This window comes from Streptomyces sp. NPDC051183, assembly GCF_040682455.1.
Taxonomy (GTDB): Bacteria; Actinomycetota; Actinomycetes; order Streptomycetales; family Streptomycetaceae; genus Streptomyces.
Map to the genome: position 1 here is coordinate 18,906 of NZ_JBFBBA010000035.1, position 24,657 is coordinate 43,562.

27 protein-coding genes are annotated in these 24,657 nt (G+C 72.1%); 8 read left to right on the plus strand and 19 right to left on the minus strand.

All coding sequences use genetic code 11. From position 1 onward, the window contains the following. Positions 1 to 115 precede the first annotated feature (115 nt). A complete protein-coding gene (locus AB0M99_RS27385) occupies positions 116 to 598 on the minus strand; it encodes a CarD family transcriptional regulator (RefSeq protein WP_003953493.1) in 483 nt (160 codons plus the stop codon). Positions 599 to 1,200: 602 nt separating this feature from the next. On the opposite strand from AB0M99_RS27385, the gene AB0M99_RS27390 reads away from it, so the two are divergent. Further along, complete coding sequence (locus tag AB0M99_RS27390) at positions 1,201 to 1,881, plus strand: DUF461 domain-containing protein (protein WP_365924905.1); 681 nt, start codon at positions 1,201 to 1,203, stop codon at positions 1,879 to 1,881. Positions 1,882 to 2,220: 339 nt separating this feature from the next. Here AB0M99_RS27390 and AB0M99_RS27395 read toward each other — a convergent pair whose 3' ends face one another. Continuing rightward, positions 2,221 to 2,901 carry a response regulator transcription factor gene (locus tag AB0M99_RS27395; RefSeq protein ID WP_007265514.1) on the minus strand — a complete coding sequence of 227 codons (681 nt, stop codon included), beginning with the start codon at positions 2,899 to 2,901 and terminating at the stop codon, positions 2,221 to 2,223. Further along, positions 2,898 to 4,142 (minus strand): ATP-binding protein, encoded by a 1,245-nt coding sequence (locus AB0M99_RS27400; protein WP_365924907.1) that lies wholly within the window; start codon positions 4,140 to 4,142, stop codon positions 2,898 to 2,900. Before AB0M99_RS27400 ends, AB0M99_RS27395 begins: the two co-directional genes overlap by 4 nt. 234 nt (positions 4,143 to 4,376) lie before the next feature. Here AB0M99_RS27400 and phoU point away from each other — a divergent pair, with 234 nt between their 5' ends. Then, positions 4,377 to 5,054, plus strand: coding sequence for a phosphate signaling complex protein PhoU (phoU, locus tag AB0M99_RS27405; protein ID WP_365924909.1), 678 nt, complete (start codon positions 4,377 to 4,379; stop codon positions 5,052 to 5,054). Between the two features lie 119 nt (positions 5,055 to 5,173). Continuing rightward, positions 5,174 to 5,320, plus strand: a complete 147-nt coding sequence (locus tag AB0M99_RS27410; protein ID WP_365924910.1) for a hypothetical protein — start codon at positions 5,174 to 5,176, stop codon at positions 5,318 to 5,320. Between the two features lie 90 nt (positions 5,321 to 5,410). On the opposite strand, the gene AB0M99_RS27415 is transcribed toward AB0M99_RS27410, so the two are convergent. Next, positions 5,411 to 6,169 (minus strand): phosphoglyceromutase, encoded by a 759-nt coding sequence (locus AB0M99_RS27415; RefSeq protein ID WP_365924912.1) that lies wholly within the window; start codon positions 6,167 to 6,169, stop codon positions 5,411 to 5,413. Positions 6,170 to 6,320: 151 nt separating this feature from the next. Between AB0M99_RS27415 and AB0M99_RS27420 the strand changes: the two genes are divergently transcribed. Continuing rightward, the gene (locus AB0M99_RS27420) at positions 6,321 to 7,610 is read left to right on the plus strand and encodes an MFS transporter (protein WP_365924914.1); all 1,290 of its coding nucleotides are present in this window, start codon (positions 6,321 to 6,323) and stop codon (positions 7,608 to 7,610) included. A 1-nt stretch (position 7,611) separates the two neighbouring features. Here the strand turns inward: AB0M99_RS27420 and AB0M99_RS27425 are convergent, their stop codons facing one another. Both AB0M99_RS27425 and mshA read right to left on the minus strand, forming a co-directional pair. Beyond that, entirely contained in the window at positions 7,612 to 8,118 is a 507-nt protein-coding gene (locus tag AB0M99_RS27425; protein WP_365924916.1) for a YbjN domain-containing protein, read from the minus strand. Beyond that, entirely contained in the window at positions 8,111 to 9,448 is a 1,338-nt protein-coding gene (gene mshA / locus AB0M99_RS27430) for a D-inositol-3-phosphate glycosyltransferase (RefSeq protein WP_365925035.1), read from the minus strand. The genes AB0M99_RS27425 and mshA overlap by 8 nt, the downstream gene beginning before the upstream one ends. 243 nt (positions 9,449 to 9,691) lie before the next feature. On the opposite strand from mshA, the gene AB0M99_RS27435 reads away from it, so the two are divergent. The 3 genes from AB0M99_RS27435 to AB0M99_RS27445 all read left to right on the plus strand — a co-directional run bounded on the left by AB0M99_RS27435 (position 9,692) and on the right by AB0M99_RS27445 (position 13,467). Beyond that, positions 9,692 to 10,501: a class I SAM-dependent methyltransferase gene (locus AB0M99_RS27435; RefSeq protein WP_365924918.1), complete on the plus strand. Its 810-nt coding sequence runs from the start codon at positions 9,692 to 9,694 to the stop codon at positions 10,499 to 10,501. Positions 10,502 to 10,758: 257 nt separating this feature from the next. After that, a complete protein-coding gene (locus tag AB0M99_RS27440; protein ID WP_365924920.1) occupies positions 10,759 to 11,817 on the plus strand; it encodes an NlpC/P60 family protein in 1,059 nt (352 codons plus the stop codon). A 342-nt stretch (positions 11,818 to 12,159) separates the two neighbouring features. Continuing rightward, positions 12,160 to 13,467 (plus strand): fused response regulator/phosphatase, encoded by a 1,308-nt coding sequence (locus tag AB0M99_RS27445; RefSeq protein ID WP_365924922.1) that lies wholly within the window; start codon positions 12,160 to 12,162, stop codon positions 13,465 to 13,467. A 94-nt stretch (positions 13,468 to 13,561) separates the two neighbouring features. Here the strand turns inward: AB0M99_RS27445 and AB0M99_RS27450 are convergent, their stop codons facing one another. The 7 genes from AB0M99_RS27450 to AB0M99_RS27480 all read right to left on the minus strand — a co-directional run bounded on the left by AB0M99_RS27450 (position 13,562) and on the right by AB0M99_RS27480 (position 18,796). After that, a complete protein-coding gene (locus AB0M99_RS27450) occupies positions 13,562 to 13,900 on the minus strand; it encodes a DUF2516 family protein (protein ID WP_365924924.1) in 339 nt (112 codons plus the stop codon). A 116-nt stretch (positions 13,901 to 14,016) separates the two neighbouring features. Then, positions 14,017 to 14,580 carry a hypothetical protein gene (locus AB0M99_RS27455; RefSeq protein WP_365924926.1) on the minus strand — a complete coding sequence of 188 codons (564 nt, stop codon included), beginning with the start codon at positions 14,578 to 14,580 and terminating at the stop codon, positions 14,017 to 14,019. A gap of 25 nt (positions 14,581 to 14,605) precedes the next feature. Continuing rightward, positions 14,606 to 15,067, minus strand: coding sequence for a helix-turn-helix transcriptional regulator (locus AB0M99_RS27460; RefSeq protein WP_365924928.1), 462 nt, complete (start codon positions 15,065 to 15,067; stop codon positions 14,606 to 14,608). A gap of 51 nt (positions 15,068 to 15,118) precedes the next feature. After that, positions 15,119 to 15,898 (minus strand): putative protein N(5)-glutamine methyltransferase, encoded by a 780-nt coding sequence (locus AB0M99_RS27465; RefSeq protein WP_365925037.1) that lies wholly within the window; start codon positions 15,896 to 15,898, stop codon positions 15,119 to 15,121. Between the two features lie 41 nt (positions 15,899 to 15,939). Then, entirely contained in the window at positions 15,940 to 16,839 is a 900-nt protein-coding gene (locus AB0M99_RS27470; RefSeq protein WP_365924930.1) for a sigma-70 family RNA polymerase sigma factor, read from the minus strand. A gap of 89 nt (positions 16,840 to 16,928) precedes the next feature. Beyond that, positions 16,929 to 18,173, minus strand: a complete 1,245-nt coding sequence (locus tag AB0M99_RS27475) for a GNAT family N-acetyltransferase (protein WP_365924932.1) — start codon at positions 18,171 to 18,173, stop codon at positions 16,929 to 16,931. A gap of 92 nt (positions 18,174 to 18,265) precedes the next feature. Then, positions 18,266 to 18,796 carry an ABC transporter substrate-binding protein gene (locus AB0M99_RS27480; RefSeq protein WP_365924934.1) on the minus strand — a complete coding sequence of 177 codons (531 nt, stop codon included), beginning with the start codon at positions 18,794 to 18,796 and terminating at the stop codon, positions 18,266 to 18,268. Positions 18,797 to 18,970: 174 nt separating this feature from the next. Here AB0M99_RS27480 and dtd point away from each other — a divergent pair, with 174 nt between their 5' ends. Next, a complete protein-coding gene (gene dtd / locus AB0M99_RS27485) occupies positions 18,971 to 19,396 on the plus strand; it encodes a D-aminoacyl-tRNA deacylase (protein ID WP_365924936.1) in 426 nt (141 codons plus the stop codon). A 10-nt stretch (positions 19,397 to 19,406) separates the two neighbouring features. Here the strand turns inward: dtd and AB0M99_RS27490 are convergent, their stop codons facing one another. The 6 genes from AB0M99_RS27490 to AB0M99_RS27515 all read right to left on the minus strand — a co-directional run bounded on the left by AB0M99_RS27490 (position 19,407) and on the right by AB0M99_RS27515 (position 24,542). Continuing rightward, entirely contained in the window at positions 19,407 to 20,372 is a 966-nt protein-coding gene (locus AB0M99_RS27490) for a folate-binding protein (protein ID WP_365924938.1), read from the minus strand. A gap of 18 nt (positions 20,373 to 20,390) precedes the next feature. Next, entirely contained in the window at positions 20,391 to 20,876 is a 486-nt protein-coding gene (locus AB0M99_RS27495; protein ID WP_365924941.1) for a Fur family transcriptional regulator, read from the minus strand. 78 nt (positions 20,877 to 20,954) lie between these two features. Continuing rightward, complete coding sequence (locus AB0M99_RS27500; protein WP_365924943.1) at positions 20,955 to 21,527, minus strand: FABP family protein; 573 nt, start codon at positions 21,525 to 21,527, stop codon at positions 20,955 to 20,957. A 293-nt stretch (positions 21,528 to 21,820) separates the two neighbouring features. Further along, positions 21,821 to 22,951 (minus strand): hypothetical protein, encoded by a 1,131-nt coding sequence (locus AB0M99_RS27505; protein WP_365924945.1) that lies wholly within the window; start codon positions 22,949 to 22,951, stop codon positions 21,821 to 21,823. Beyond that, on the minus strand, positions 22,948 to 23,847 hold the full coding sequence (locus AB0M99_RS27510; protein WP_365924947.1) for a hypothetical protein: 900 nt from the start codon (positions 23,845 to 23,847) through the stop codon (positions 22,948 to 22,950). The genes AB0M99_RS27505 and AB0M99_RS27510 overlap by 4 nt, the downstream gene beginning before the upstream one ends. Beyond that, positions 23,844 to 24,542, minus strand: coding sequence for a hypothetical protein (locus tag AB0M99_RS27515; protein WP_365924949.1), 699 nt, complete (start codon positions 24,540 to 24,542; stop codon positions 23,844 to 23,846). Before AB0M99_RS27515 ends, AB0M99_RS27510 begins: the two co-directional genes overlap by 4 nt. Positions 24,543 to 24,657 lie beyond the last annotated feature (115 nt).

Consider the following 24,657-nt stretch of genomic DNA (forward strand, 5'->3'; position numbering starts at 1 on the left):
CTGGGTACAGACATGCCGCAGCGCCCGGCAACAGCCCCCTCGTGGAGGAGAGGGCTTGTCATCGGGCACCGCGGCACAACTGCATGAACACCGTGCGACTGAACGGCCTCTCGCGTCAGGACGCGAGCACCTCGTCGAGGAGGGCCTCGGCCTTGTCCTCGTTGGTGTTCTCGGCGAGCGCGAGCTCGCTCACCAGGATCTGACGCGCCTTCGCGAGCATGCGCTTCTCACCCGCGGACAGTCCGCGCTCGCGCTCACGACGCCACAGGTCACGCACCACTTCGGCGACCTTGATGACATCGCCAGAAGCGAGCTTCTCCAGATTTGCCTTGTAGCGCCGGGACCAGTTCGTCGGCTCTTCTGCATACGGTGCACGAAGCACCTCGAAGACCCGGTCCAGCCCGTCCTGGCCGACTACGTCGCGAACGCCGACGAACTCCGCATTGTCCGCAGGCACACGAACCGTCAGGTCGCCCTGGGCGACCTTGAGCACCAAGTAGGTCTTGTCCACGCCTTTGATCTGGCGAGTTTCGATGGCCTCGATCAGCGCGGCCCCGTGATGGGGATAGACCACGGTGTCGCCAACCTTGAACGTCATGTGACAGGTACCCCTTCCGTGGCTATCCAGGGTAACACGAGAACCGACTGTTATGAATGGCGTTTTCGCAGGTCAGGGCACATCTCGGGGCTTGACAACAGCGACACGAACGTGCTGCGGAGGCCTTCTGGAAGGGGGTATTCGCAGGTCGGAGGCGCTGCGCGGACCACCCGAAACGGCCGCGCCGCGGTCGGCGGACTGCCGCGCCAACGTGACGTACGTCCCGATTTGCCGGTTTCGAAGCCACGAAACCGAACTACTCCGTTCGACTGGCGACCACCCGTACGGAGCGGGTTCCGGCCCAATCCGGAATTGATCACGGGGCGGCGTTCGAAGGAATCCGGGAATTGATCACCCGGCGGCCCGCGCACGATATGCGAGCGACACATGAACGGCACGCGGAATGCAAGATCGGGTAGCCGCGGCACGGCCGCCCGTGTGCTGCGGAGGGTCGGGTGCGGGGGCGGGGCGGCGGCTCGGTAACCTAAGCGCGCTGACACACCCTTAGGGCGGCTTTACCTCGGCCGTTCCAGGGGGCACTCCCAGCGGTAGCTGGGGGAGTCCATCCTTCCGTTCCGTACGTCCAAGGAGATGCCGCCGCCGTGAGCCGCAGCCTTCGACGCGGTGCCCTCGCCGCCACCGCCGTCGTGTTCTCGATCGCCTCGCTGGCCGCATGCGGTGCGGGCAATGACGCTCAGACCCTCCAGATCAGGCCGGACAACGCCGCCGTCACCAAGGGCGACATCAAGGTCCAGAACGCGCTCGTGATCACCCAGGCCAAGCTGGACGCGAAGGGCCCGGCCGCCGTGACGGCGACGCTCTTCAACTCCGGCGCCAAGGAGCAGACGCTCGACGCCATCACCCTCCCGGGTGGCAAGGGCAAGGTCGTGCTGAAGCCCGCCGCCGGGGCGAGCAAGGTCATCGTGCCGGCCGGCGGGTCCGTGGTGCTCGGCGGCAAGGGCAACGCGTCCGCCGTGATCGAGTCCGGCCGCGAGGCCGTCGAGGACGGCAACGCGCAGAAGGTCGTCTTCCAGCTGAGCTCCACGGGCGACGTGGAGCTCGAGGCCTTCGTCGTCCCCGCCACCGGCATGTACTCCGGCCACGGCCCGACCGAGGCGCCCCCGGCCGCCGGCGCCACCCCGTCGGGCAGCCCCTCGGGCTCGCCGTCGGGCTCGCCCTCCGGTTCGCCGTCGGGTTCGCCGTCCGGCTCCGCGTCGGGCAGCCACGCCGGGTCCCCCTCGGGCAGCCCGTCCGGCTCGGCCTCCACGGGCACCGGCCACTGAGGCACGCAGCATGAGGAAGGGCCCCCATCCGCACCGCGGGTGGGGGCCCTTCCTCGTACCGGTCGAACTGCGGCGGTCGGCCCCGAGGGGCCTCCCGGGCGTCGGGACGCTGCGCCGGCCTCCGGCCGGCAGTCGGGTCCGACCCGCCGCGGCAGGCTTACGGCTCGAACTTGTAGCCGAGGCCGCGGACCGTGACCAGGTAGCGCGGCGCGCCCGGGTCCGGCTCGAACCCCCCTCCGCGTGCGCCCCTCGCGCCGGTCGGCCCCGAGGGGCCTCCCGGGCGTCGGGACGCTGCGCCGGCCTCCGGCCGGCAGTCGGGTCCGACCCGCCGCGGCAGGCTTACGGCTCGAACTTGTAGCCGAGGCCGCGGACCGTGACCAGGTAGCGCGGCGCGCCCGGGTCCGGCTCGATCTTGGCGCGCAGGCGCTTGACGTGGACGTCGAGGGTCTTGGTGTCACCGACGTAGTCGGCGCCCCAGACCCGGTCGATCAGCTGCATGCGGGTCAGTACGCGGCCCGCGTTGCGCAGCAGCATCTCCAGCAGGTCGAACTCCTTCAGCGGGAGGTCCACCTTGGCTCCGGCGACGGTGACCACGTGGCGGTCGACGTCCATCCGTACGGGCCCCGCCTCCAGGGCCGCCGGGGTGACCTCTTCCGGCTCGCCGCGGCGGCGCAGGACCGCGCGGATGCGGGCGACCAGCTCACGCGAGGAGAAGGGCTTCGTGACGTAGTCGTCGGCTCCTATCTCCAGCCCGACGACCTTGTCGATCTCGCTGTCCTTGGCGGTCACCATGATGACGGGGACGTTGGAGCGGCCGCGCAGCTGCCGGCAGACCTCCGTACCCGGCAGGCCGGGGAGCATCAGGTCGAGGAGGACGAGGTCGGCGCCGTTGCGCTCGAACTCGTCGAGCCCGTCGGGCCCGGTCGCCGCGATGGCGACCTCGAAGCCCTCCTTGCGGAGCATGTAGGACAGGGCGTCGCTGAAGGATTCCTCATCCTCGACGACGAGCACTCGGGTCACGGAAGGACCTCCGGGGCAGGAATGGCTGGTGCTGTTTCTGTTTCGAGCAGGGAGGCGGAGGGTGCGGGGGCCCTCGCCGGGGCCGGCGAGGCTGCTTCGGGGAGTCGCAGGGTGAACGTGGAGCCCTGGCCCTCCGAGCTCCATACCGACACCTCCCCGCCGTGCGAAGCGGCTACGTGCTTCACGATCGCAAGGCCCAGGCCGGTTCCTCCCGTGGCACGGGAGCGGGCCGGGTCCACGCGGTAGAAGCGCTCGAAGATGCGCTCGCGGTCCTTTTCCGGGATGCCGATGCCCTGGTCGGTCACGGCGATCTCGATCAAGTCTCCACCCGGCGCGGTGACCCGGCGAGCGGCGATGCCGACGCGGGTACGGGCCGGGCTGTAGTTGACGGCGTTCTCGACCAGGTTCCCGAGGGCGGCGGCGAGCTGTCCCCGGTGGCCCCATACCCGCAGGTCGGCGGTGCCGCCGGCGGCCATGGTGATCTGTTTCGCGGACGCCGTGTGGCGGCAGCGGTCGACGGCCTCCGCGACGAGCGTGTCCACTCTTACGGGCTCGGCGTCCTCCAGGGGGTCGTCGTTCTGTACCCGGGAGAGGTCGATCAGCTCCTGTACGAGGCTGATCAGCCGGGCGGCCTCGATCTGCATGCGGCCGGCGAAGCGGGTGACCGCCTCGGGGTCGTCGGAGGCGTCCATGACGGCCTCCGACAGCAGGGAGATCGCGCCGACCGGGGTCTTCAGCTCGTGGGACACGTTGGCGACGAAGTCGCGCCGTACGGCCTCGATGCGGCGGGCCTCGGTGAGGTCCTCGACCAGGAGGAGCACCAGGCGGGAGCCGAGCGGGGCGACGCGCGCCGAGACGGCGAGGGCCTCGCCGCGGCCGGTGCCGCGCCGGGGCAGGTCCAGCTCGACCTGGCGTATCTCCCCGTCGCGGCGGGTGTCGCGGGCCATGTGGAGCATCGGCTCCACGGCCAGCTTGCCGCCGCGGACCAGGCCGAGGGCGTACGCCGCCGAGCTGGCCTTGACCACCGCGTCGCCCTCGTCGAGCACGACGGCGGAGGAGCGCAGTACGGAGAGGACGGTGTCCACGCCGGGCGGGAGCACCGCATTGATGTCGGGGCGCATGGAGCTCCGGGTGGGGCGGGCCTGGTCGCGCTCGCTCCAGCGGAACGCCAGCATCGCGATGACGCCGGTGCAAAGACCGGCGATCGCTGCAGCTGCGGCGACCGCCGCGTTCACGTCCATGCATCCAGGTTAAGCAGGCGCGACGACACTTCCACAGCCGTTCGGGTGGCACCTCGAACAGTCGTCGCCCAGAGTTCACCCTGGGGACGGGGTTGATTCACTTGGGATGCCGGAGTCGGTCTCGTTCGCGGGTCAACGTGTCAACGTGGGGGCAAGAGGCCGCCCCGGCGCCCGGCCCCCGGGCAGTAGCGCAGCAGCGCGGTAGTTGCAGTGGTCAAGAGAGGGACACGAGACATGCGGGACGCGTATCACGAGGAACTGGACTCGATCGGAGAAGGCCTGGTCGAGATGGCCCGGCTCGTCGGTTCCGCGATCGGGCGGGCCACGACGTCCATGCTCGACGCCGACCTGAAGCTCGCCGAGAGCGTCATCGCCGCCGACCAGAAGGTCGACGACCTGCAGCACGACCTGGAGGCGCGGGCCATCGCCCTGCTGGCCCGGCAGCAGCCGGTCGCCACGGACCTGCGCATCGTGGTCACCTCGCTGCGGATGAGCGCCGACCTGGAGCGCTCCGGCGACCTGGCGCAGCACGTGGCGAAGCTGGCCCGGCTGCGCTTCCCGGACACGGCGGTGCCGCGCGACCTGCACGCGACCATCCTGGAGATGGGGCAGCTGGCGCAGCGCCTGATGGCGAAGGCCGCCGAGGTCATCATCACGAAGGACGTCGACCTGGCGCTCCAGCTGGAGCAGGACGACGACGAGATGGACCAGCTGCACCGCACGCTGTTCCAGCACCTGATGGACGACCGCTGGAAGCACGGCATCGAGACGGCCGTCGACGTGACGCTGCTGGGCCGCTACTACGAGCGCTTCGCGGACCACGCGGTGTCGGTGGCCAAGCGCGTCGTCTACCTGGTGACGGGCGAGCACGCGGACGAGCTCCAGGCGCCGACGCAGGTCGAGGGCGCCTGACGGGCCGCACCGGCGCGTCTGCCCCAATGCGCCGTTGACGCGCCGGTGCGGCTGGGCATGAATGAGGGCGAGGGCGGTCCGTCGTACCGGGTCGTGTACGCCGCCCGCGAGGAGGAACCATGCCCGATTCCCCCGTCCCCATCACCCCCGAGCACGAGGCGCAGCAGCCGGAGTCGCTGCGCCTCCCGCTGCTCGCCGCCTGCGGCTGCGGCTCGGGCTGCGGCTGCGGCTGCCAGTCCGGCGCCCCCTGCCAGTGCGGCGGCTGACCCCGCCCGCGCCCGGCCCGACGCACGCGAAGGGCCCCGCCCGATTCCCTCGGCCGGGGCCCTTCGCACGCTGTGGGGCGTGTCGGACGGTTACTTCTTGCCCTGGTTCTTGACCGCCTCGATCGCGGCCGCGGCGGCGGTCGGGTCGAGGTAGGTGCCGCCCGGGTTGAGGGGCTTGAAGTCGGCGTCCAGCTCGTAGGCGAGCGGGATGCCGGTGGGGATGTTCAGGCCCGCGATGGCCTCGTCGGAGACGCCGTCCAGGTGCTTGACCAGGGCGCGCAGGGAGTTGCCGTGCGCGGCGACCAGGACCGTGCGGCCGGCCAGCAGGTCCGGGACGATGCCGTCGTACCAGTACGGCAGCATGCGGACGACGACGTCCTTGAGGCACTCCGTGTTGGGGCGCAGCTCCGGCGGGATGGTCGCGTAGCGCGGGTCCTCGGACTGGGAGAACTCCGTGCCGTCCTCGAGCGCCGGCGGCGGGGTGTCGTACGAGCGGCGCCACAGCATGAACTGCTCCTCGCCGAACTCGGCGAGGGTCTGGGCCTTGTCCTTGCCCTGGAGGGCGCCGTAGTGGCGCTCGTTGAGGCGCCAGGAGCGGTGGACCGGGATCCAGTGACGGTCGGCCGCCTCGAGCGCCATCTGCGCGGTGCGGATCGCGCGCTTCTGGAGCGAGGTGTGCACGACGTCGGGGAGCAGGCCGGCGTCCTTGAGCAGCTCACCGCCGCGGACCGCCTCCTTCTCGCCCTTCTCGTTGAGATTGACGTCCACCCAGCCGGTGAACAGGTTCTTCGCGTTCCACTCGCTCTCGCCGTGACGGAGCAGGATCAGCTTGTACGGTGCGTCGGCCATGCGTACGAGCCTAATGGACGGCCCGGGGCGCTCGCGCGCGGTGTGCACGGCGGCCGATTGACACCAGACGTCAATCGAGTGGCCCTGGAGGACGGCTATACGTAGGGTCCCAAGAGCCGCAGGGACACTTACACCGCCGGGGGGATTCCGTATGTCCGTTGACACCTTGAGACGGGCCGCGCAGGAGAGCGTGTCGGGTCTGCCCCGCGCTTTCTGGTGGCTGTGGACGAGCACGCTGATCAACCGGCTCGGGGCCTTCGTCGCCACATTCATGACCTTGTACCTGACCCTGGAGCGGGGCTATTCGGCCTCGTTCGCGGGACTTGTGGTGGCTCTGCACGGGCTCGGCGGTGTGGTGTCCTCGCTCGTCGCGGGCGTGATGACGGACCGGCTGGGGCGGCGGCCCACGCTGATGGCGGCGCAGGCCTCGACGGCCTTCTCGGTGGCGCTGCTGGGGTTCATGAAGGAGCCGGCGGCCATCGCGGCGGTAGCGATGCTGGTCGGCATGACGTCGAACGCGTCGCGGCCGGCCGTGCAGGCGATGATGGCCGACATCGTCCGCCCCGAGGACCGGGTGCGGGCGTTCGCGCTGAACTACTGGGCCATCAACCTCGGCTTCGCGATCTCCGCCGCCGTCGCCGGCTTCGTCGCCCAGTACAGCTACCTGGCCGGTTTCCTGGGCGAGGCGGCGCTGACGCTCGCCTGCGCGGTCCTCGTGTACGTGAAGCTGCCCGAGTCGCGGCCCGAGAAGGGCGACGCGGCCGCGGAGGCGGCCGAGGCGGAGGTCGGGCTGGGCACGGTGCTGCGCGACGGCCGCTACATGGGTGTGGTCGGGCTGTCGTTCCTGATCTCGCTGATCTTCATGCAGGGGATGTTCGGGCTGCCGCTGGCGATGGGCGCGGCGGGCTTCTCCACCTCGGACTACGGCCTGGTGTCCGCCGTCAACGGCGTGATGATCGTCGTACTGCAGATCCCGGTCACGCGGTTCATCGAGCACCGCGACCCGCAGAAGCTGCTGGTGATCTCCGCGCTGCTCGCGGGGTACGGGTTCGGGCTCACGGCCTTCGGCGGCTCGATCGGGGTGCTCGCGCTGACCGTCTGCGTGTGGACGCTGGCCGAGATCATCAACTCGCCGACCCAGATGGGCCTGGTCGCGCGGCTCTCCCCGCTGCACGGGCGCGGCCGCTACCAGGGGATGTACACGCTGTCCTGGGCGGTGGCCTCGCTGATCGCGCCGCTGCTGGCGGGCGGGGTGATCGACCGCTTCGGGGCGGGCTGGCTGTGGGGGGCGACGGCCGCCCTGGGCACGGTGGCCGGGCTCGGCTACTGGCTGCTGATGCGCAACCTGCCGCCCGAGGAGGTTCCGGTGCTCGACGCGTCCACCGCCAAGGCCAAGGCCAAGGCCGCCGGGGCCGAAGCCGCGGCCACCACCGGCCCCTAGGTCAGGCCGTCGGCCGGGTGAGGTGCTTGAAGGCGTCGAGGTTGTAGGTCGGCTCGCCCCGCGACACCCGCCACTCGTACTCGCGGCGGATGGCGCTCGCGAAGCCCAGCTCCAGCAGGGTGTTGAAGGCACCGTCCGCCGCCTCCAGGACCGTTCCGAGCAGCTGGTCCAGGTCCTGCGGGGTGACCACGGACAGCGGGAGCCGGGCCGTCAGGTAGACGTCGCCGAGGCGGTCCACGGCGTAGGCCATCCCGTACAGCTTGAGGTTGCGCTCCAGCAGCCAGCGGTGGACGCCCGCCTCGTTCTCGTCGGGGTGGCGGATCACGAAGGCGTTGACCGACAGCGAGTGCTTGCCGACCCGCAGCGCGCAGGTGGTGGACAGCTTGCGGGTGCCGGGGAGCTGGACGACGTACGAGCCCGGCCCGGGGCTCTCCCAGCTCAGCTCCGCGCCGGCCAGCGTGGTCTCGATGATCCCGGTGATCCCGGTGGTGTCGGCGGTGTCAGCCATGGTGGGAGCGTACGCGACGCCGATGATCATGCATCGCAGCCGTGTACACGTCCGCGGTCCCGCTCGCGGCGGTGTCCCACCCGAAGAACTGCGCGTGCCGGGCGGCCTCGGCGCCCATCCGGTCCGCGAGCTGCGGGTCGTCGACGAAGCGGCGCAGCTCGCGGGCGTAGTCGACCGGGTCGTGGCCGGGTACGAGGATGCCCGTCACGCCGTCGTTGACGGCCACGGGCAGCCCGCCGACGGCGGCCGCGAGGACCGGCGTGCCGGTGGCCTGGGCCTCTATCGCGACCAGCCCGAAGGACTCGCTGTACGAGGGCATGACCAGCACGGACGCCGCCCGGAACCAGTCGGCGAGCTGGTCCTGGCGCACCGGCGGGTGGAAGTGCACGAGGTCGGCGATGCCGAGCTTGGCGGCGAGTTTCTGCAGCCCCTCCGGCTTGGCGAGCCCGCTGCCGCTGGGGCCTCCCACCACCGGTACGAACAGGCGCGAGCGCAGCGAGGGATCGCGGTCCACCAGCTCGGCGACGGCGCGCAGCAGGATGTCGGGGGCCTTGAGCGGCTGGATGCGCCCGGCGAAGAGCGGGATGACGGCGTCCTGCGGCAGGCCCAGGCGGGCCCGGGCGGCGGCGCGGCCGTCGGCGACGGTGAAGCGGTCGAGGTTCACGCCGGGGTGGACGACGGCCACCTTGGCGGGGTCGGCCTCGTAGTACCGGACGAGCTCGTCGGCCTCTTCGGCGGTGTTCGCGATGAGCCGGTCGGCGGCGGAGACGATCTGGGTCTCGCCGATGACGCGGGCGGCGGGCTCGGGGGTGTCGCCCTCGGCCAGGGCGGCGTTCTTGACCTTGGCCATGGTGTGCATGGCGTGGACGAGCGGGACGCCCCAGCGCTCGGCGGCGAGCCAGCCGACGTGGCCGGAGAGCCAGTAGTGGGAGTGGACGAGGTCGTAGTAGCCGGGCCGGTGGCCGGCCCAGGCCTGCATCACGCCGTGGGTGAAGGCGCACAGCTGGGCCGGGAGCTCCTCCTTGGCGAGGCCTTCGTACGGGCCCGCGTCCACGTGGCGCACGAGGACGCCGGGGGCCAGCTCGACCGCGGGCGGCAGGCCGCCGGTGGTGGCGCGGGTGAAGATCTCGACCTCGATGTTGATCGCGGCGAGGCGCTTGGCGAGTTCGACGATGTAGACGTTCATGCCGCCGGCGTCGCCGGTGCCGGGCTGGTGCAGCGGTGAGGTGTGCACGCTGAGCATGGCGACGCGGCGCGGCTTGCGGTGGCTGCCGACGGCCGGCAGGCGCAGCCGGGGCGGGTCGTGGCGGGTGGAGCGGGCGGCTGCGATGCGGCCGCTGAGGCTGCCGCCGAGGCGGGACACGTACTGGCTCAAGGGAGCAGTTCCTCTCGCTCGGACGACGGCCGGCTCGACGGGCGCTGGGGTACAGCTGGGCACGGCTGCGGGAGCGCGGTCGGCGCTCTTCTTGGAGTGCAACCCGGATGGCGGTGCCCCGCATTCCGGGAGCGCGCGGTTTCCTGCTCGGTTTGCCGGTTTTTTATCCGGCGGGAGTGCTCCGCTTACTCTCGGCCCATGGCCTCCCGCAGTACCCCTCCCCCCGGCCGCCCTGTGGGCACGGTGACGCGTGGGACGACGAACCCGAACCGCCTGCGCCGCATGGACCGCTGGATCGCGGCGACGCACGGGGCGGCGCTGCGCCGTGCGGACGCGCCGGTGGCGGTGGACCTGGGCTACGGAGCCGCTCCGTGGACGGCGGTGGAGCTGCTGGCCCGGCTGCGTGAGGCGGCTCCGCGGGTACGGGTGGTCGGCATCGAGATCGAACCGGCGCGGGTCGCGGGCGCGAAGCCGTACGAGCGGGACGGGCTGACCTTCCGGCACGGCGGCTTCGAGGTCCCGCTGGAGGGCGGGGAGCGCCCGGCGCTGATCCGCGCGGCGAACGTACTGCGCCAGTACGACGAGGAGCAGGTGGCAGCGGTGTGGGAGCGGCTGTGCGCGCGCCTCGCCCCGGGCGGGCTGCTGGTCGAGGGGACCTGCGACGAGATCGGGCGGCGGCACGTGTGGGTGGCGCTGGGCCCGGAGGGGCCGCGCACGGTGACCTTCGCGACGCGGCTGGGGTCGCTGGAGCGTCCGTCGGACCTGGCGGAGCGGCTGCCGAAGGCGCTGATCCACCGGAACGTGCCGGGTGAGCCGGTGCACGCGTTCCTGCGGGACTTCGACCGGGCGTGGGCGGCGGCCGCGCCGTACGCCTCGTACGGCGCGCGGCAGCGCTGGATCCGCACGGCGCGGGCCCTGTCCGGCGCGTGGCCGCTGGCGGACGGGCCGGGGCGGTGGCGGCAGGGGGAACTGACGGTGCGCTGGGAGGCGTTGCGCCCGGCGGAGTGAAGGCGGCGTGTCGGGGAACCGGGGGCGCGGACGGCCCGTTGAGACGTCGGGGATGGGCGGACGGGGCGTTGGAGGGAGCGCCGGAGGGGACGTTGGGCGGGGTCCGGAGAGAGCCCTCGGGGGAGGGACAAGACCGGATGGACACCCCCATGGGTGTCGGAATTCACCGACTCGTGGCACCATCCCGAAGGCAATGGCAAGTTACTGACCAATAGTCAGATCTGATGTCGAGTGATGTCGGGGCGTCTGGGGGAACCATGGGGACCGTGAAGCGACGGAAGGGTGCGACCGCTCTCACACTGCTGTGCGCGCTGGCGATACTGACCGCACCCGGCCTCACGGTCGGGACGGCCTTCGCCGCGCCGACGCCCGATCCGGGCGCGAAGTCCCTGGAGCAGGTCCGCAAGGAGATAGAGGACCTCTTCCGCCAGGCGGGCACCGCCACGGACGCCTACAACCTCGCCGAGAGCGAGACCAGGACCCAGTCCGCCAAGATCGTCGAGATCGCCAACCAGGTCGTGGCCGGCCAGGAGCGGATCGCCGCACTGAAGAACCGCGCGGGCGCGGCGGCCCGCGCCCAGTACCGCTCGGGCGGCCTGCCGCCGGGCTCGAAGCTGGCGCTGAGCAACAGCCCGACCCAGTTCCTCGACGGGGCGGACCGGCTGCGCCAGGGCGAGAAGGCCACCTCCGACCTGCTCTCCGAACTGAACCGGACCCAGAGCGACTTGCAGCAGTACGCGAAGGACGCGAGCGCGCAGTGGGAGGCGCTGGAGGCGAACCGGATCAAGCAGGAGACCTCGAAGCGGGAGATCGAGCAGAAGATCAAGGCCGCGGAGGAGCTGGAGAGCAAGCTGGAGGCCGAGGAGAAGGCCCGGCTGCTGCAATTGGAGCAGGAGGCCCAGTACCGGGCCCAGACGGCGTGGCTGTCGACGGGCGTGCTCAAGGACGTCCACGGCCTGGCCACCGACGCGGGCAAGCGGGCGGTCCAGTTCGCCTCGGCGCAGATAGGCAAGCCGTACATCTGGGGCGCCGAGGGGCCCGGCGCCTTCGACTGCTCGGGGCTGACCTCGCAGGCGTGGCTGACGGCGGGCCGGACGATCCCGCGGACCTCTCAGGAGCAGCTGCGGCTGCTGCCGAAGGTCGCGATCAAGGACATGCGGCCCGGCGACCTGATCATCTACTTCGACGACGCGAGCCACGTCGGGCTGTACGTCGGCGACGGCGCGATCATCCACGCGCCGCGGCCGGGGCGCAACGTCACCCTGGCGGGCGCGGGCTCCATGCCGATCAAGGCGGTCGTCCGGCCGGACGCGTAGCCGGCGCCGCCGGGCGCGGGGAGTCGGCGGGTCGGGCGGTCGGGCGGTCGGCGGGTCGGGCACGGGGGCCGCGTCGGGCGCCGGGGGCCGGCGGGCCGATCGGGGGTCCGCCTCCGCCGGCCGCGCCCCGGAGGCAACCACGGCGGCGTCCCGTACGTCTCGTCAGGCGGGACGAACTGCGGCGCCGCCGTGACGTTGGTCATTCGGTTGAGCAGGTTTTCCCCCGCGATAACGGCATATGACGGAGGCCCTGGCCAAGAACGGCATTCCGCTCACCGTGCCCGTACCGCTAGGGTCGCCCGGACGAGCGCACCCCCGGGGGGAGGGAAGGAACCGGAGACGATGCCCGTACCCGTACCGCGGCAGAGGGAATTCCCGGCCACGGAGAGCGGTCAGGCCCTTCCGTACGCCACCGCACCCCCTGTCACGGCAGCTGCGACGGCCCCGGCCGCCGCCACGCCCTCCCTCACCCTGCTGGTGATCGAAGACGACCCCGCGGGCGGGCTCACCGTCCCCGAGATCCTCGACGCCGACGGCCACCGCATCCGGCTGCGCACCGCCCGCAACCTCACCGAGGCCGAGCGCCTGCTCACGCCCGACGTGCACTGCGTCCTGCTCGACCTCTCCCTGCCCGCCGGCCCCGCCGCGGGCCCGGCCCGCACCGCGGACGCCACCGACCGGCTGGACAACCTGCGCCAGGTGCTCCGCATCGCCCCCCGCCACGCCGTCCTCGTCCTCACCTGCGAGGACGATGCCGAGCGCGCGGCCGAGGCCGTACGAGTCGGCGCCCAGGACTTCCTCTTCCGCGACGAGCTCGACGGCCGCCTGCTCAGCCGCGCCATCCGCTACGCCGTGGAGAGAAAGCGGGCGGACACCGCCCAGTACAAGCTCGCAGAATCGAAACTGCGCGCCCAGGAGAACGCCCGCCTGGAACGCGGGCTGCTCCCCAACCCCCTCCTGGAGGGCTCCGACCTCCGCTTCGCCGCCCGCTACCACGCCGGACGCAGCCGGGCCCTGCTCGGCGGGGACTTCTACGACACCGTCCGCACCCCCGACGGCACGGTCCACGCCATGATCGGCGACGTCTGCGGCCACGGCCCCGACGAGGCGGCCCTGGGCGTGGAGCTCCGCATCGCCTGGCGCGCCCTGACCCTGGCCGGGCTGTGCGGTGACGACCTGCTCTCCACCCTCCAGGAGGTCCTGGAGGTGGAGCGGCCCTGCGAGGAGATCTTCGCGACGCTCTGCACGGTGGATATCGCACCCGACGGCCGTCGGGCGGGCCTGTGCCTGGCGGGCCATCCGGCGCCGCTGATATCGCGGCCCGGCCGCCCCGCGCGGCTGCTCCCGTACGAGAACAGCGGCCCCGCGCTCGGGCTGCTGCCCCGGGCCCGCTGGCCGCGCCGGCAGGTGGAGCTGGGCGGCACCTGGAGCCTGATGCTCTACACCGACGGGCTGATCGAGGGCCGGATCGGCGAGGGCCGGGAGCGGCTCGGCCAGGAGGGCATGGTCGAGATGATCAACCGGCACCTGGACTCCGGTCTGAGCGGCGAGGGCCTCCTGGAGGCCTCGGTCACCGAGGCCCGCCGCCTCAACGGCGGCGAGCTCACGGACGACGTCGCCGTGGTCCTGCTCTCCCGCGCCGAGGGCTGACGCGCGAGGGCGGGGCGCCCCCGGTCACGGGCGCTCGGCTGCGGACCCTCGGACCCTCGCCTGCGGACCCTCGGCCACGGCCCCCGGCCGCGGGCTACCGCCCGCCGTTGTACGGCCCGTACGGTCCGTCGCTGCTGCTGCCGCCCTTGCGGCGGCCGCCGCCGGACACCTGCTTGAGGGCCGGGCGCACGTCGACGAAGAACACGATGGTGGCCACCAGGCCCGCGATCTGCAGGAAGAGCATCCCGAGGAAGAAGTCCACGACGACCGTGATGCCGAGGATGACCAGCCAGAACGTCTTGGTCTGCTTCTCGGCGGCGCGGTACGCGTCCTCGCGCGCCAGCAGTGCGAGGACGAAGGCCACGACGGCCAGCGCCAGCATGGCGAACCCGAGCAGCGGGAGAACTCCCTCGTCGAACCCGTTCATCAACATCGCCTGACCGCCTTCTCGCGCCTGATGCCACTTGTCTCCACGCTACCGGCAGAGCCGCTCTCGCAAACTACAACGGACCGGGCACCCCTCGGGTGCCCGGTCCGTCGTCACGCCGGTCAGCTCTCGTCGGCCGGCTCGACGGCGGCCTTCTTGGCCGCCGTCTTGCGGGTGGCGGCCTTCTTCGCCACGGGCTTCTCCTCGGCGGCCGGCTCGGCGGCGGACTGCTCGGCGGCGGCCTGCTCGGGCTCCGGCTCGACGGCGACGGCAATGTCGACGATCTCCTCGGAGACCTCGCCGCGCCAGGCCCGTACGGCCTGCTCACCGTGCTCGGCGACCTTGTCGTAGGTCTCCTTGGCCTTCACGGCGTACTCGGCGGCAACGCCGACCCCGCGCAGCGCCAGGTCCTGGGCGGTCTCCCCGAGCTTCTTCGGGTCGATCGAGCCGAGCACCTCGGCGACCTTGGCGGTGACCGCCTCCTGCGCCTCCTTGGCCTTCTCCTGCACGGCCTTCGGGTCGGTGTTCCGCACGGCGTCGATGCGCGCCGGGGCCTCGGCGCGCAGCTGCTCGATGAGCCCGGGCACCTTCTTGGCCTGCTGGGCGGCGAGGTCGGCGGTGCCGGCGACGAAGTAGAGCGGGGTGGGGTCGGTGAGGGTCTTCTTCAGGTCATCGGCGATGGCCATGTGCTTGGTCCTCCCGGATCACGGTTCAGTTCGTGGGCGTAGGGGGCATCGCGTCGCCGGCGCCGGCCGGACCGGCCGGGTCTGCCGGTTCAGCCGGGTCTGCCGGGTCTGCCGGGTCTGCCGGTTCAGCCGGTTCGGCGTCGAGGGCGTTCTCCTTGCGGAACGACTCGTAGATCTGGAGCAGCACCTGCTTCTGCCGCTCGTTGATCGACGGATCGGCGAGGATCGCGGCCCGCGTCTCCACCTCGTCCCGGTCCCGCTCGTCCAGGATCCCGGCCTGCACGTACAGCGTCTCTGCGGAGATCCGCAGCGCCTTGGCCAGTTGCTGCAGGATGTCCGCGGACGGCTTGCGCAGCCCGCGCTCGATCTGGCTCAGGTAGGGGTTCGACACCCCGGCCGCGTCGGCCAGTTGCCGCAGCGAGAGCTGAGCCTGCCTGCGCTGCTCGCGCAGGTATTCGCCGAGATTTCCGACGTTGAGCGATGCCATGCCTCGATCCTGCCCGATGGCGCTAACTATTGCAAGCAGTCGCTTGCAACATCACGCACCCGAGGGGCGGGACGCGATGATCACCGTCGCGTAGTACTCCTCCGAGGTGACCGCGTGGACCGTCAGCCCCGCCGACGACAGGGCCGAGGCCGTGACCGGCGACTGGCGGGCGCTCGTCTCGATCAGCAGCCGGCCCCCCGGGGCGAGCCAGGGCAGGGCCCCGGCCGCGATGCGCCGGTGCAGGTCGAGGCCGTCCGCACCGCCGTCCAGGGAGGTCAGCGGCTCGTGGTCACGGGCCTCCGCAGGCAGCAGGGCGATCTCGGCCGTCGGGACGTACGGGGCGTTGACCACCAGGACGTCCACCCGCCCCCGCAGGGCCGCCGGGAGCGGGTCGTACAGGTCGCCCTCCCACACCGCGCCCCCGTACGGCGCCACATTGCGCCGCGCGTAGGCCAGCGCCACCGGGTCGATGTCCGCCGCGTGCAGCTCCACACCGCCGCCGCCCGGCACCGAGGCCGCCACCGCCGCGCCCAGCGCGCCGACCCCGCAGCACAGGTCCAGCACCACCGCACCCGGCCGGGCCAGCGCCACCGCCTCCTGCACCAGGAACTCGGTGCGCCGGCGCGGCACGAAGGCCCCCTCCCCCACCGCCATGCGAAGCCCGCAGAACTCGGCCCAGCCCACCACGTGTTCCAGCGGTTCCCCGGCCGCCCTGCGGGCCACCAGACCCGCCAGGTGCACTTCGTCGGCGGCGGCGCCCGCCAGCAGCTCCGCCTCCTCCTCCGCGAAGACGCAACCCGCCGTACGCAGGGCCGCCACCGTCGCGGTCAAGTCCACCGAAGTCCCATCCACTTGCTTCAAAACCCCAGTCCTCAGTTCTCCAGAACGGTGACGTCGATGCGGTCCAGCCCCGCCGGATCCGCCAGGATGTCGATCGCGACGATACGGCCGCCGCTCACCGTGAACCCCATGACCGCGACCGCCTTGCCGCCCGGCGGGATCGTGACGATGCCCGGCGCCCCGTTGACCAGCGCCCGCCGCGCGTACGGCGCCATCCGCGCGAAGGTGAGCGCCTGCCGGGCCACCGCCCACGCGCCGAGCGCCGTCTCCTCCAGGTCCACCCGCAGCACCACGTCCGGATCCAGCACCGCGATCAGGCCCTCGAAGTCCCCGCCGCGCGAAGCCGCCATGAAGGCCCCGACCACCTCGCGCTGGCGCCGCAGGTCCCGGTCCGGCGCCGGTGCGCCGCCCTGCACCCGGCGCCGCGCCCGGCTCGCCAACTGCCGTGCCGCCGCGGGCGTACGCTCCACGATCGGCGCGATCTCGTCGAAGGGCACCCCGAACATGTCGTGCAGTACGAAGGCCAGCCGCTCGGCCGGCGCCAGCTGCTCCAGCACGACGAGCAGCGCGAGCCCCACCGAGTCCGCGAGCAGCACCTCCTGCTCCGGGTCCAGCCCTTCCGGACCGCTCAGCAGCGGCTCCGGGGAGCTGAACACCGGGCTGTCCAGGGACTCCTCGCGGCGCGCCTTGCGGGTGCGCAGCTGGTCCAGGCAGACCCGGGCGACGACGGTGGTCAGCCAGCCGCCCAGGTTCTCCACCTCTCCGGTGTCCGAGCGGTCGAGCCGGAACCACGCCTCCTGCACGGCGTCCTCCGCCTCGCTGAGCGAGCCGAGCATCCGGTAGGCCACCGCCCGAAGGTGCCCGCGCTTCTCCTCGAAGCGCGCCGCCAGGTACGCGGTGTCCGCAGACCGGGTCTCCGCCGTGCTGTTCATCCCGTGCTCCCTCGTCCGTGCCGTCCGTCCGTACCCCCGTACGCAAACCTGACGGTCGGCGGCCCGCGCGTGTGACGAGGACCGGCGGATCAGAAGATGTCCGGGCACCAAGGGCGGCGGGCCGTACGGAAGACGGCGTCCGCGAGCGCCGCCGCTCCCGGACGCTCCTCGGTGATCCTGCCGAGCGCGGCCAGCCGCAGGGCCGACTCGTCGCCGAGGTACAGCGCCCCGAGCGCGGCCACGTCCAGGCGCAGGTCGGCGGGGTCCGAGGTGACCGCGCACTCCCCCGTCGCGGCGTCCAGCCGGTAGCGGCCGGCGGCCAGGCCGGCCGGGTCCGTCACCTCCAGGACGAGGACCCCGGGACAGGCGTACGTCCGGGCGCCCAGCGCGCGCACGACATCCAGCAGCCGCACCCACAGGAAGTCCGAGACCGTCACGACCCCGGCCGCACGCGGGTCGGGCAGCAGCTGCGCGACGAGGTCGTCGGGGGCGCGGTATCCGGTACGGACCTTCTGCACCCAGTCGATGGAGCACAGGAAGTGCCACAGGGCCCGCTCGGCGGCCGGGGACAGCGCCAGCAGCCCGGTGACCTGGAGGGTGTTCTGCGGGGTCTTCGCGTCGCTCCACCGGTCGTCCGCGGTGTAGACGGCCAGGCCCTCCACCTCGCCCGCCGCCGTCCGGTACACGGCGTGGAACTTCTCCGTGTACGGGCGGTACGACATGTCCTCCACCCCGGTCGACGCGTTCCACCAGCGCTCGTCGCGGTCGATGAAGCCGTGGGTGACCGCGCGCAGCCGCTCGTGCAGGCCCGGGCCCACCCGCCGCACCTCGGCCGCGTCCACGAGGTCGATGCGGGCCCCGTCGGCGGGCGCGGACCAGCGCCGGTCGAGTCCGGCGCGCGGTACGTCGATCTCCCATTCCGCGATGGAGGCCGCGGGCCCGTACCCGTACCGCCCGTAGATCGGGTACTCGGCGGCTATCAGCGTGCTCAGGACCTCGCCGCGCGCCTTGGCGGCGGACAGTTCGGCGGCCATCATCCGGCTGAGCAGGCCCTGGCGGCGGTGCGTGGGCGACACGGTGACGTTGGAGACGGCGCCGGCCGGGACCACCGCCCCGCCCGGCACGGTCAGTTGCTGGGCGAAGGAGCGGAAGGACGCGACGCAGCGGCCGGTCTCGGTGTCGAACCCGCCCTGGACACGGGCGAGGTCGGTGTACTTGGCCCGGAGGGCGACGTCCGACTCCGTCACCCGCGCCGCGGTCAGGAACCCGGTGTTCAGGGCGTTCAGCCAGTCGGGGAGCTCTGCTTCGGCGATCGGCCGGACTTCAGCGGTCATGACCGGCCACGCTAATCGGGCCTGCCCGGCGCCGTCGCCTGAATTTCCCGCGCCCGCGCGCCCGTGCGCGGGTGCCCGCCGTCCCGGGGGTCTCAGGCCAGCAGGTCGTCCACCTGCGCCTCGCCCTCGCGATAGCGCCGGGTGATCTCCGCGCTGCACTCGTCCACCGTGCGCTGGAGCTGCTGGCGGCGCCGCGAGACCTGCTGCTCGTAGCGCACGAGGCGGCCCATCGCCTCGTACAGCTCCTCGTCCGTGCGCGCCGCGAGGTCCGACAGCTCCACGTCGGACAGCATCTCGGCCGCCAGCAGCCGGTACTCCTCGCTGTGCGGGGTGCCGAGGGTGACGTGCCGGGCGGAGGCGCTGCGGCTGGAGGGGGCGTCGGCGAGGATCTCCGAGAGCCGGTCCACCACCGGCGCCTCGGGATCCGTACGCCGCGCGAGCTCGGCGCGCAGGATGTCGATGCGGCCCTGGAGGAGTCGGCGTACGTAGCTCAGGTCGGCCTCGTCGCGCTGCGCGTCGCGGCGCAGCGCGCGCAGCTCCGGCAGCCCGAGCGCGGTGGCAGGCGTCGCCGGCGCGTGCGGGTCGCCGGTGCGCTGCGCGGGCGGCCGCAGGGCCGCCGCCATGTCGGAAGCGGGTACAGGTACGGAGGTACCAGAGATATTCATGTGAACGTGTCCGTCCCCTCGACCGGTGCTGAGGGCACCGCCTGCGTGCATGGTGCCACTCTCCGTGGTCCGGATGCAGTCCCACTCCACCCGATCGGCCCCGGACGGGTGCAAGGCTGGTACACAGGTGGTATGCGAGCAGTGGTGCAGAGAGTGGACGGCGCGAGCGTCGTGGTGGCCGGCGAGACCGTGGGCGAGATCGTCGGCGAGGGGCTGTGCGTGCTGGTGGGGGTGACCCACGACGACACCCCGGAGAAGGCGGCGCAGCTGGCGCGCAAGCTGTGGTCCGTGCGGATCCTGGAGGCGGAGAAGTCCTGCAGCGACGTGGACGCGCCGCTGCTGGTGATCTCCCAGTTCACGCTCTACGGGGACGCGCGCAAGGGCCGCCGGCCCACCTGGAACGCGGCGGCGCCCGGCGAGGTGGCGGAGCCGCTGGTCGACGAGGTCGTGGCGCAGCTGCGGGCGCTGGGCGCGACGGTGGAGACGGGCCGGTTCGGCGCGGACATGCGGGTCTCGCTCACCAACAACGGCCCGTTCTCCATCGTCATCGACATCTAGCCGCGTCGGGCTACGGCGCTACGACGACCTCCTGCGCGGCGGCCGTCTTGCCGACGAGCAGCGACGCGTCCACCGGAACGTTCCGCTTGACCAGCGCGAGCGCGATCGGGCCCAGCTCGTGGTGGCGGACCGCGGTGGTCACGAAGCCGAGCTGGCGCCCCTCCTCCCCGTCGGCGGCGAGCCGTACGGGCGCGCCGTGCGCGGGGAGCAGCACCTCGGAGCCGTCCAGGTGCAGGAAGACCAGGCGGCGCGGGGGCTTGCCGAGGTTGTGGACGCGGGCCACCGTCTCCTGGCCGCGGTAGCAGCCCTTCTGCAGGTGCACGGCGGTGCCGATCCAGCCGAGCTCGTGCGGGATGGTGCGGTGGTCGGTCTCGGCGCCGAGCCGCGGCCGGTGCGCCTCGACGCGCAGGGCCTCGTACGCGAGCAGGCCGGCGGCGGGGCCGTGGGTGGCGGCGAAGGCCTCCAGCTCGCCGCGGGGCAGGAAGACGTCGCGGCCGTACGGGGTCTCCCGTACGACGTGCTTCTCGGCGACCTCGGCGATGGAGCCGGCGGGCAGGTGCACGACGGCGAAGTCGGCGGTCCGGTCGGCGACTTCGACGCGGTAGAAGAACTTCATCGCCTCCAGGTAGGCGATCAGCGCGTCCTGGGTGCCGGGCTCGACGTGCGCCCAGACCGTCTCGCCGTCGTCCACGAGGTAGAGCGCGTGCTCGATGTGGCCGTTCGCGGAGAGGATCAGCGCCTCGGTGGCCTGGCCGGGCGGCAGCTCGGTGAGGTGCTGGGTGAGGAGCAGGTGCAGCCAGCTCAGCCGCTCCGGGCCGCTGACGGTGACGACGCCCCGGTGGGAGAGGTCGACGAAGCCGCGGCCGTCGGCGAGGGCGCGCTGTTCTCCGTACAGCTCTCCGTAGTGGGCGGCGACGCCCTCGTCGCGGCCTTCGGCCTGCACGGCACCGGGGAGATGGAGCAAAGGGCTGGTCATGAAACCAAGCCTACGACCCTATTGCGCGTGGCCGTCACGGTGTTTGGCGGCGCACTTCTTGCAAAGTCCGAAGATCGCGAAGTGCTTCATGTCGGTCTCGAAGCCGAAGGTCGCGCGGAGCTTCGCGGTGAACTCGGAGGCGATGTCCACGTCGGCCTCGATGACGTCGCCGCAGTCGCGGCAGACCAGGTGGATGTGGTGGTGCCGGTCGGCGAGGTGGTACGTGGGCGCGCCGTGGCCGAGGTGGGCGTGCGAGACGAGCTTCAGCTCCTCCAGCAGCTCCAGCGTGCGGTAGACGGTGGAGATGTTGACCCCGGAGGCGGTCTTGCGCACCTCGGCGAGGATCTCGTCGGGGCTGGCGTGCTCCAGGACGTCGACCGCTTCGAGCACGAGCTGGCGCTGCGGGGTCAGGCGGTATCCGCGCCTGCGCAGGTCGGTCTTCCAGTCGGTGTCCGCACTGGTTTCGACGGTCTCGCCGCCTTCGGTGCTCTCGGTGCTGACCACCCGGCCAGTGTAAGCGCGCGAAGGGGACCGCGGGCGGTCCCGCGGTCCCCTTCGTGCACAGCCTGTGGATGTGGCCGCTCAGCGGAAGAAGGCGATGCCGTCGTCCGGCATGTCCGGAAGGTTGCGCGCCATCTCGGCGACCTCCTCGGGGCTGACGACCTTCTTCAGCTGCGCCGACATGTACGGGCGCAGCGGCACCTCGGGGGTGGTCTTCTCGCCGACCCACATGAGGTCGCTCTTGACGTAGCCGTAGAGGCGCTTGCCACCGCTGTGCGGGCGGGACGTGGCGGTGCGGGCGACGGCGTCGGTGACCAGCTCGATCTGGGGCTTCTGGTCGGCGAGGTCGCCGTACCAGATCTCGACGACGCCCTGGTCACGGACCATGACGATCTCGACCCTGCGCTGGTTGTCGATGCGCCAGTAGCCCGACTCGGACTCCAGGGGGCGCACCTTCTGGCCCTCGGCGTCGAGCACCCAGGTGTGGGAGGTGTACTCCAGGAAGTCCCGGCCGTCGTGGCTGAAGACGACTTCCTGGCCGAAGTTGCACTTCTCCTCACCCGGGAAGTCAAAGACGCCTGCGCCTTCCCAGGTGCCGAGGAGGAAGGCGAGGGGCACGAGGCCCGGGTTCAGGTCGGACGGGATCTGGATCATGAATGTCTGCTCAGGCGATCTGTGGGAGGGGTTCCGGGATCCGGGGCGGATGGCTGCCGGTCAGACGGTCAGCGCTGACCCTGGTACAGCTTCTTCACGGCCAGACCGGTGAAGGCGAGGACGCCGACGCAGACCAGGACCAGCAGGGAGGTGAAGACTGCCTCAAGCACGGTGTGCTCCTCGGAGGTTTCGTTCGGGGGTACGGGCCGGTCCCCAAGCCTACTGGCCTGGGGACCGGTGCACTCTGTGAGGTAGGCCGTACAGTCGGCCGCCGGGCTGCCGCCCGGCTGCCGTCAGGACAGCAGCTGGTCCTGGAGGATCACCGTCTGGTGGAACGGGACGGCCGCCACCTCGCCCTTGCGGGTCTGCAGGACAACGGCCTGCAGGTCGCCGGACTGGATGCAGCCGGCCTTCACCTGGTCGTCGCCGAACGGCGCGGGTTCCGAGTAGACGGACACGGACCGCAGGTCAGGCGTGTGCTGGGTGGTCTTGGCCTTGCTCCAGACGGGGTCGCCCTCCAGCCGGTTGACCCCGTTCACCTTCATGTCCATGCCGCAGCCGCCGAAGGCGTCGGCGAAGCCGGAGGAGTGGAAGCGCAGCAGGTAGATCCGGGTGCGGGTGCCGTCCGGCATGACCCAGCCGCGGGCGGCGATCTGGCGCAGGCCGTCGTCGACGAAGCCCTGCTTGATCTCCGCGCGCGCGTCGGCCGCGTACTCCTCCAGGAAGGTGTCCTGGGACACCATCTGGTCCTTCTCCAGCTTCAGCGCGGGGTCCTGGACGGACCCCTTCGGGGCGGGCAGGAGCAGTTCGCCGAGCGTGGCGTAGTGGATGCCGTCCTTGTTGTCCTCGGCGAAGGGCTGTGCGGCGCCGGGGGCCAGCGTGGGCTTGGTGACCGCCGTCGCCGGGAAGACCCAGCGGCCGTCGTCCTTGGTGGACAGGCCGGGGATGTCGGTGCGCTCGGGCTGGGTGATCCCGTACGCGACGCCCGTGCCGACCGCCCCGAAGGCGACGACCGCGGCGGTCCAGCGCAGGGCGGCGAACAGCTTGCGGCGGTCCTTGGGCACCTTGGGCACCTCCGGCGCCGCGGGCTCCGCCGGGGTCTCCAGGGCCACGGGGGCCGCGGGAGCCTCGGGCGTCCCGGGCGTCCCGGGCGTCCCGGGCGCCTGCGACGCCTCGGCCACCGCGGGCTCCTGCGGCGCGGCTGCTGCGCCCAGGGCCACGGGGGCCGCGGCTGCTGCGGACGTCTCAGGGACCGAGGGGGCCACGGGGGCCACCGGGGTCTCCGCGGCCGCGGGGGTCTCCGCGGCCGCGGGCGTGGGCGGCGCGGGCGCGTCGGCCGCCACGGGCGCCGCCTCGGCAACCGCGGGCTCCTGCGGCGCGGCCGTCTCGGTCACGGCCTCCGGGGCGGTGTTCTGCTCGGTCACACGGACTCCCCGGGGGACTTCAGGTGGGACAGCTGGTTCTTGAAGAACTGCGTCGCGTCGGAGGTGGAGAAGGGCTTGGGCCCGTAGGCGCGGAAGTTGACCATCACGTCGCCCTCGACCGCCACGCAGTCGAGGGAATCGATGGTCTCCTTGTCCTTCTCGCCGAGCGCCATCACGGAGCACTTGGCGTCGGGGTAGCCGTCCACCTTGGGTGCGTCGCGGCCTTCGCCGATGAATTCGATGAGCTTCTTGTTGACCTCGGAGAACTTCCCCAGGGACTGCGGGTCGGCCTGCATGATGCGGACCTCCAGCACCATCTTGCCGCCGCCCTTGGTGTAGCTGCGGCCGGCCAGGCCCTTGAGCTTCAGCTCGGCCAGCGCCTCGTCGCGCTGCTTGCGCTCGGTGCTGGACAGGCCCTTGCGGGCGTCCTTGAAGCCCTGGACGGCGCTCTCGCCGGAGACGAAGAAGTTGTTGCCGTCGTCCGCGAGGTCCGGGCCGAGGGAGAAGTTGGTCGGCACCGGCAGGAGCTTGCCCGACAGGTCGTTCGGGGGCACGGCGGCCGGCTTCTCGGGCTGCGCGGCGTGCTCGCCCGCGGCGGTCCAGTACCGGGTCGGCGAGGTGCGGTCGGCGTCGGCGATGGCCGCGGAGGCCCAGACACCGCCGCCCGCGAGGAGGGCGACGGCCACGCCCGCGGCGATGACGGCGGCCTTCTTACGGTTGACCGTGCGCGCGGGCTTCGCCGGCGCGGCCCCGTCGACCGGTGCCGGAGCCTCGACCGGTGCCGGAGCCTCGACCGGAGCCGGAGCCTCGACCGGAGCCGGAGCGGCCTCGGGGGCCGGCTCCTGGGCGGCGGACGGTACCTCGACCGGCGCGTTCTCGTTCTGCGGCTCGGTCACAGTCGCTCCAGCTGTCGCTTGGCCAGGTCGATGACATCGCTCTCCGCGATCTTGCCGCGGTTGTTGAAGTAGCCGATGTCCAGGACGATGTCGCCGCGGCGGGCGATGGCCCGGGCGCCGCGGATCGGGTAGTAGCCCGGCTTCTCGTCGGCCTCCGAGTCCACCCAGACGTGGCCGAGGTCACCGGAGATGCCGGGGATGTCCACGCCGTCGTTGCCCGCGTACTTCTTCTCGGGCATGTACCGCGCCTGGTCCTGCTGGTAATCGTCCGCGCCGGAGCGGTCGTTGAACTGCAGCAGCCGGACCTCGACGAACACGCGGTCGTCCTCGGACCAGACCGTGGAGGCGACGCGGCGGATGCGGTCGCGCAGGATGCCGGGCAGCGCGTGGTCCGGCTTCTCGAAGAACTCCGAGGCGAAGAAGTCGAGCGACTCGTAGCCGCTGCCCTCGACCTTGGCCCCGGCCGGGGCCTCGACCAGCAGCGCGGCCAGGTCGTCGTCGGTCTTGTGCCAGCGGTTGGCGTTGATCGTCCTGTTCGTCGTGCCGCCGTCGGGCGCGAGCGCCTTGGGGGTGACCACCCCGGCCTGGGCCAGCGGCGGGAGCGGCGTGGGTTCGCGGTCGTACTGGATCGCGTAACCGGTGACCGTCCCGGCGAGGACGCCGAGGACGACGGCGCTCGCGATCAGGAGGGCCATACGCCCGCGGCGGCGCGTGCGCACCGGAGCCGGAGCCGGAGCCGGAGCGGAATCAGCGTCGGAATCCGCAACGGAATTCACAGCCGGAAATTCCGGAGTGTCCGATTCCGAGACG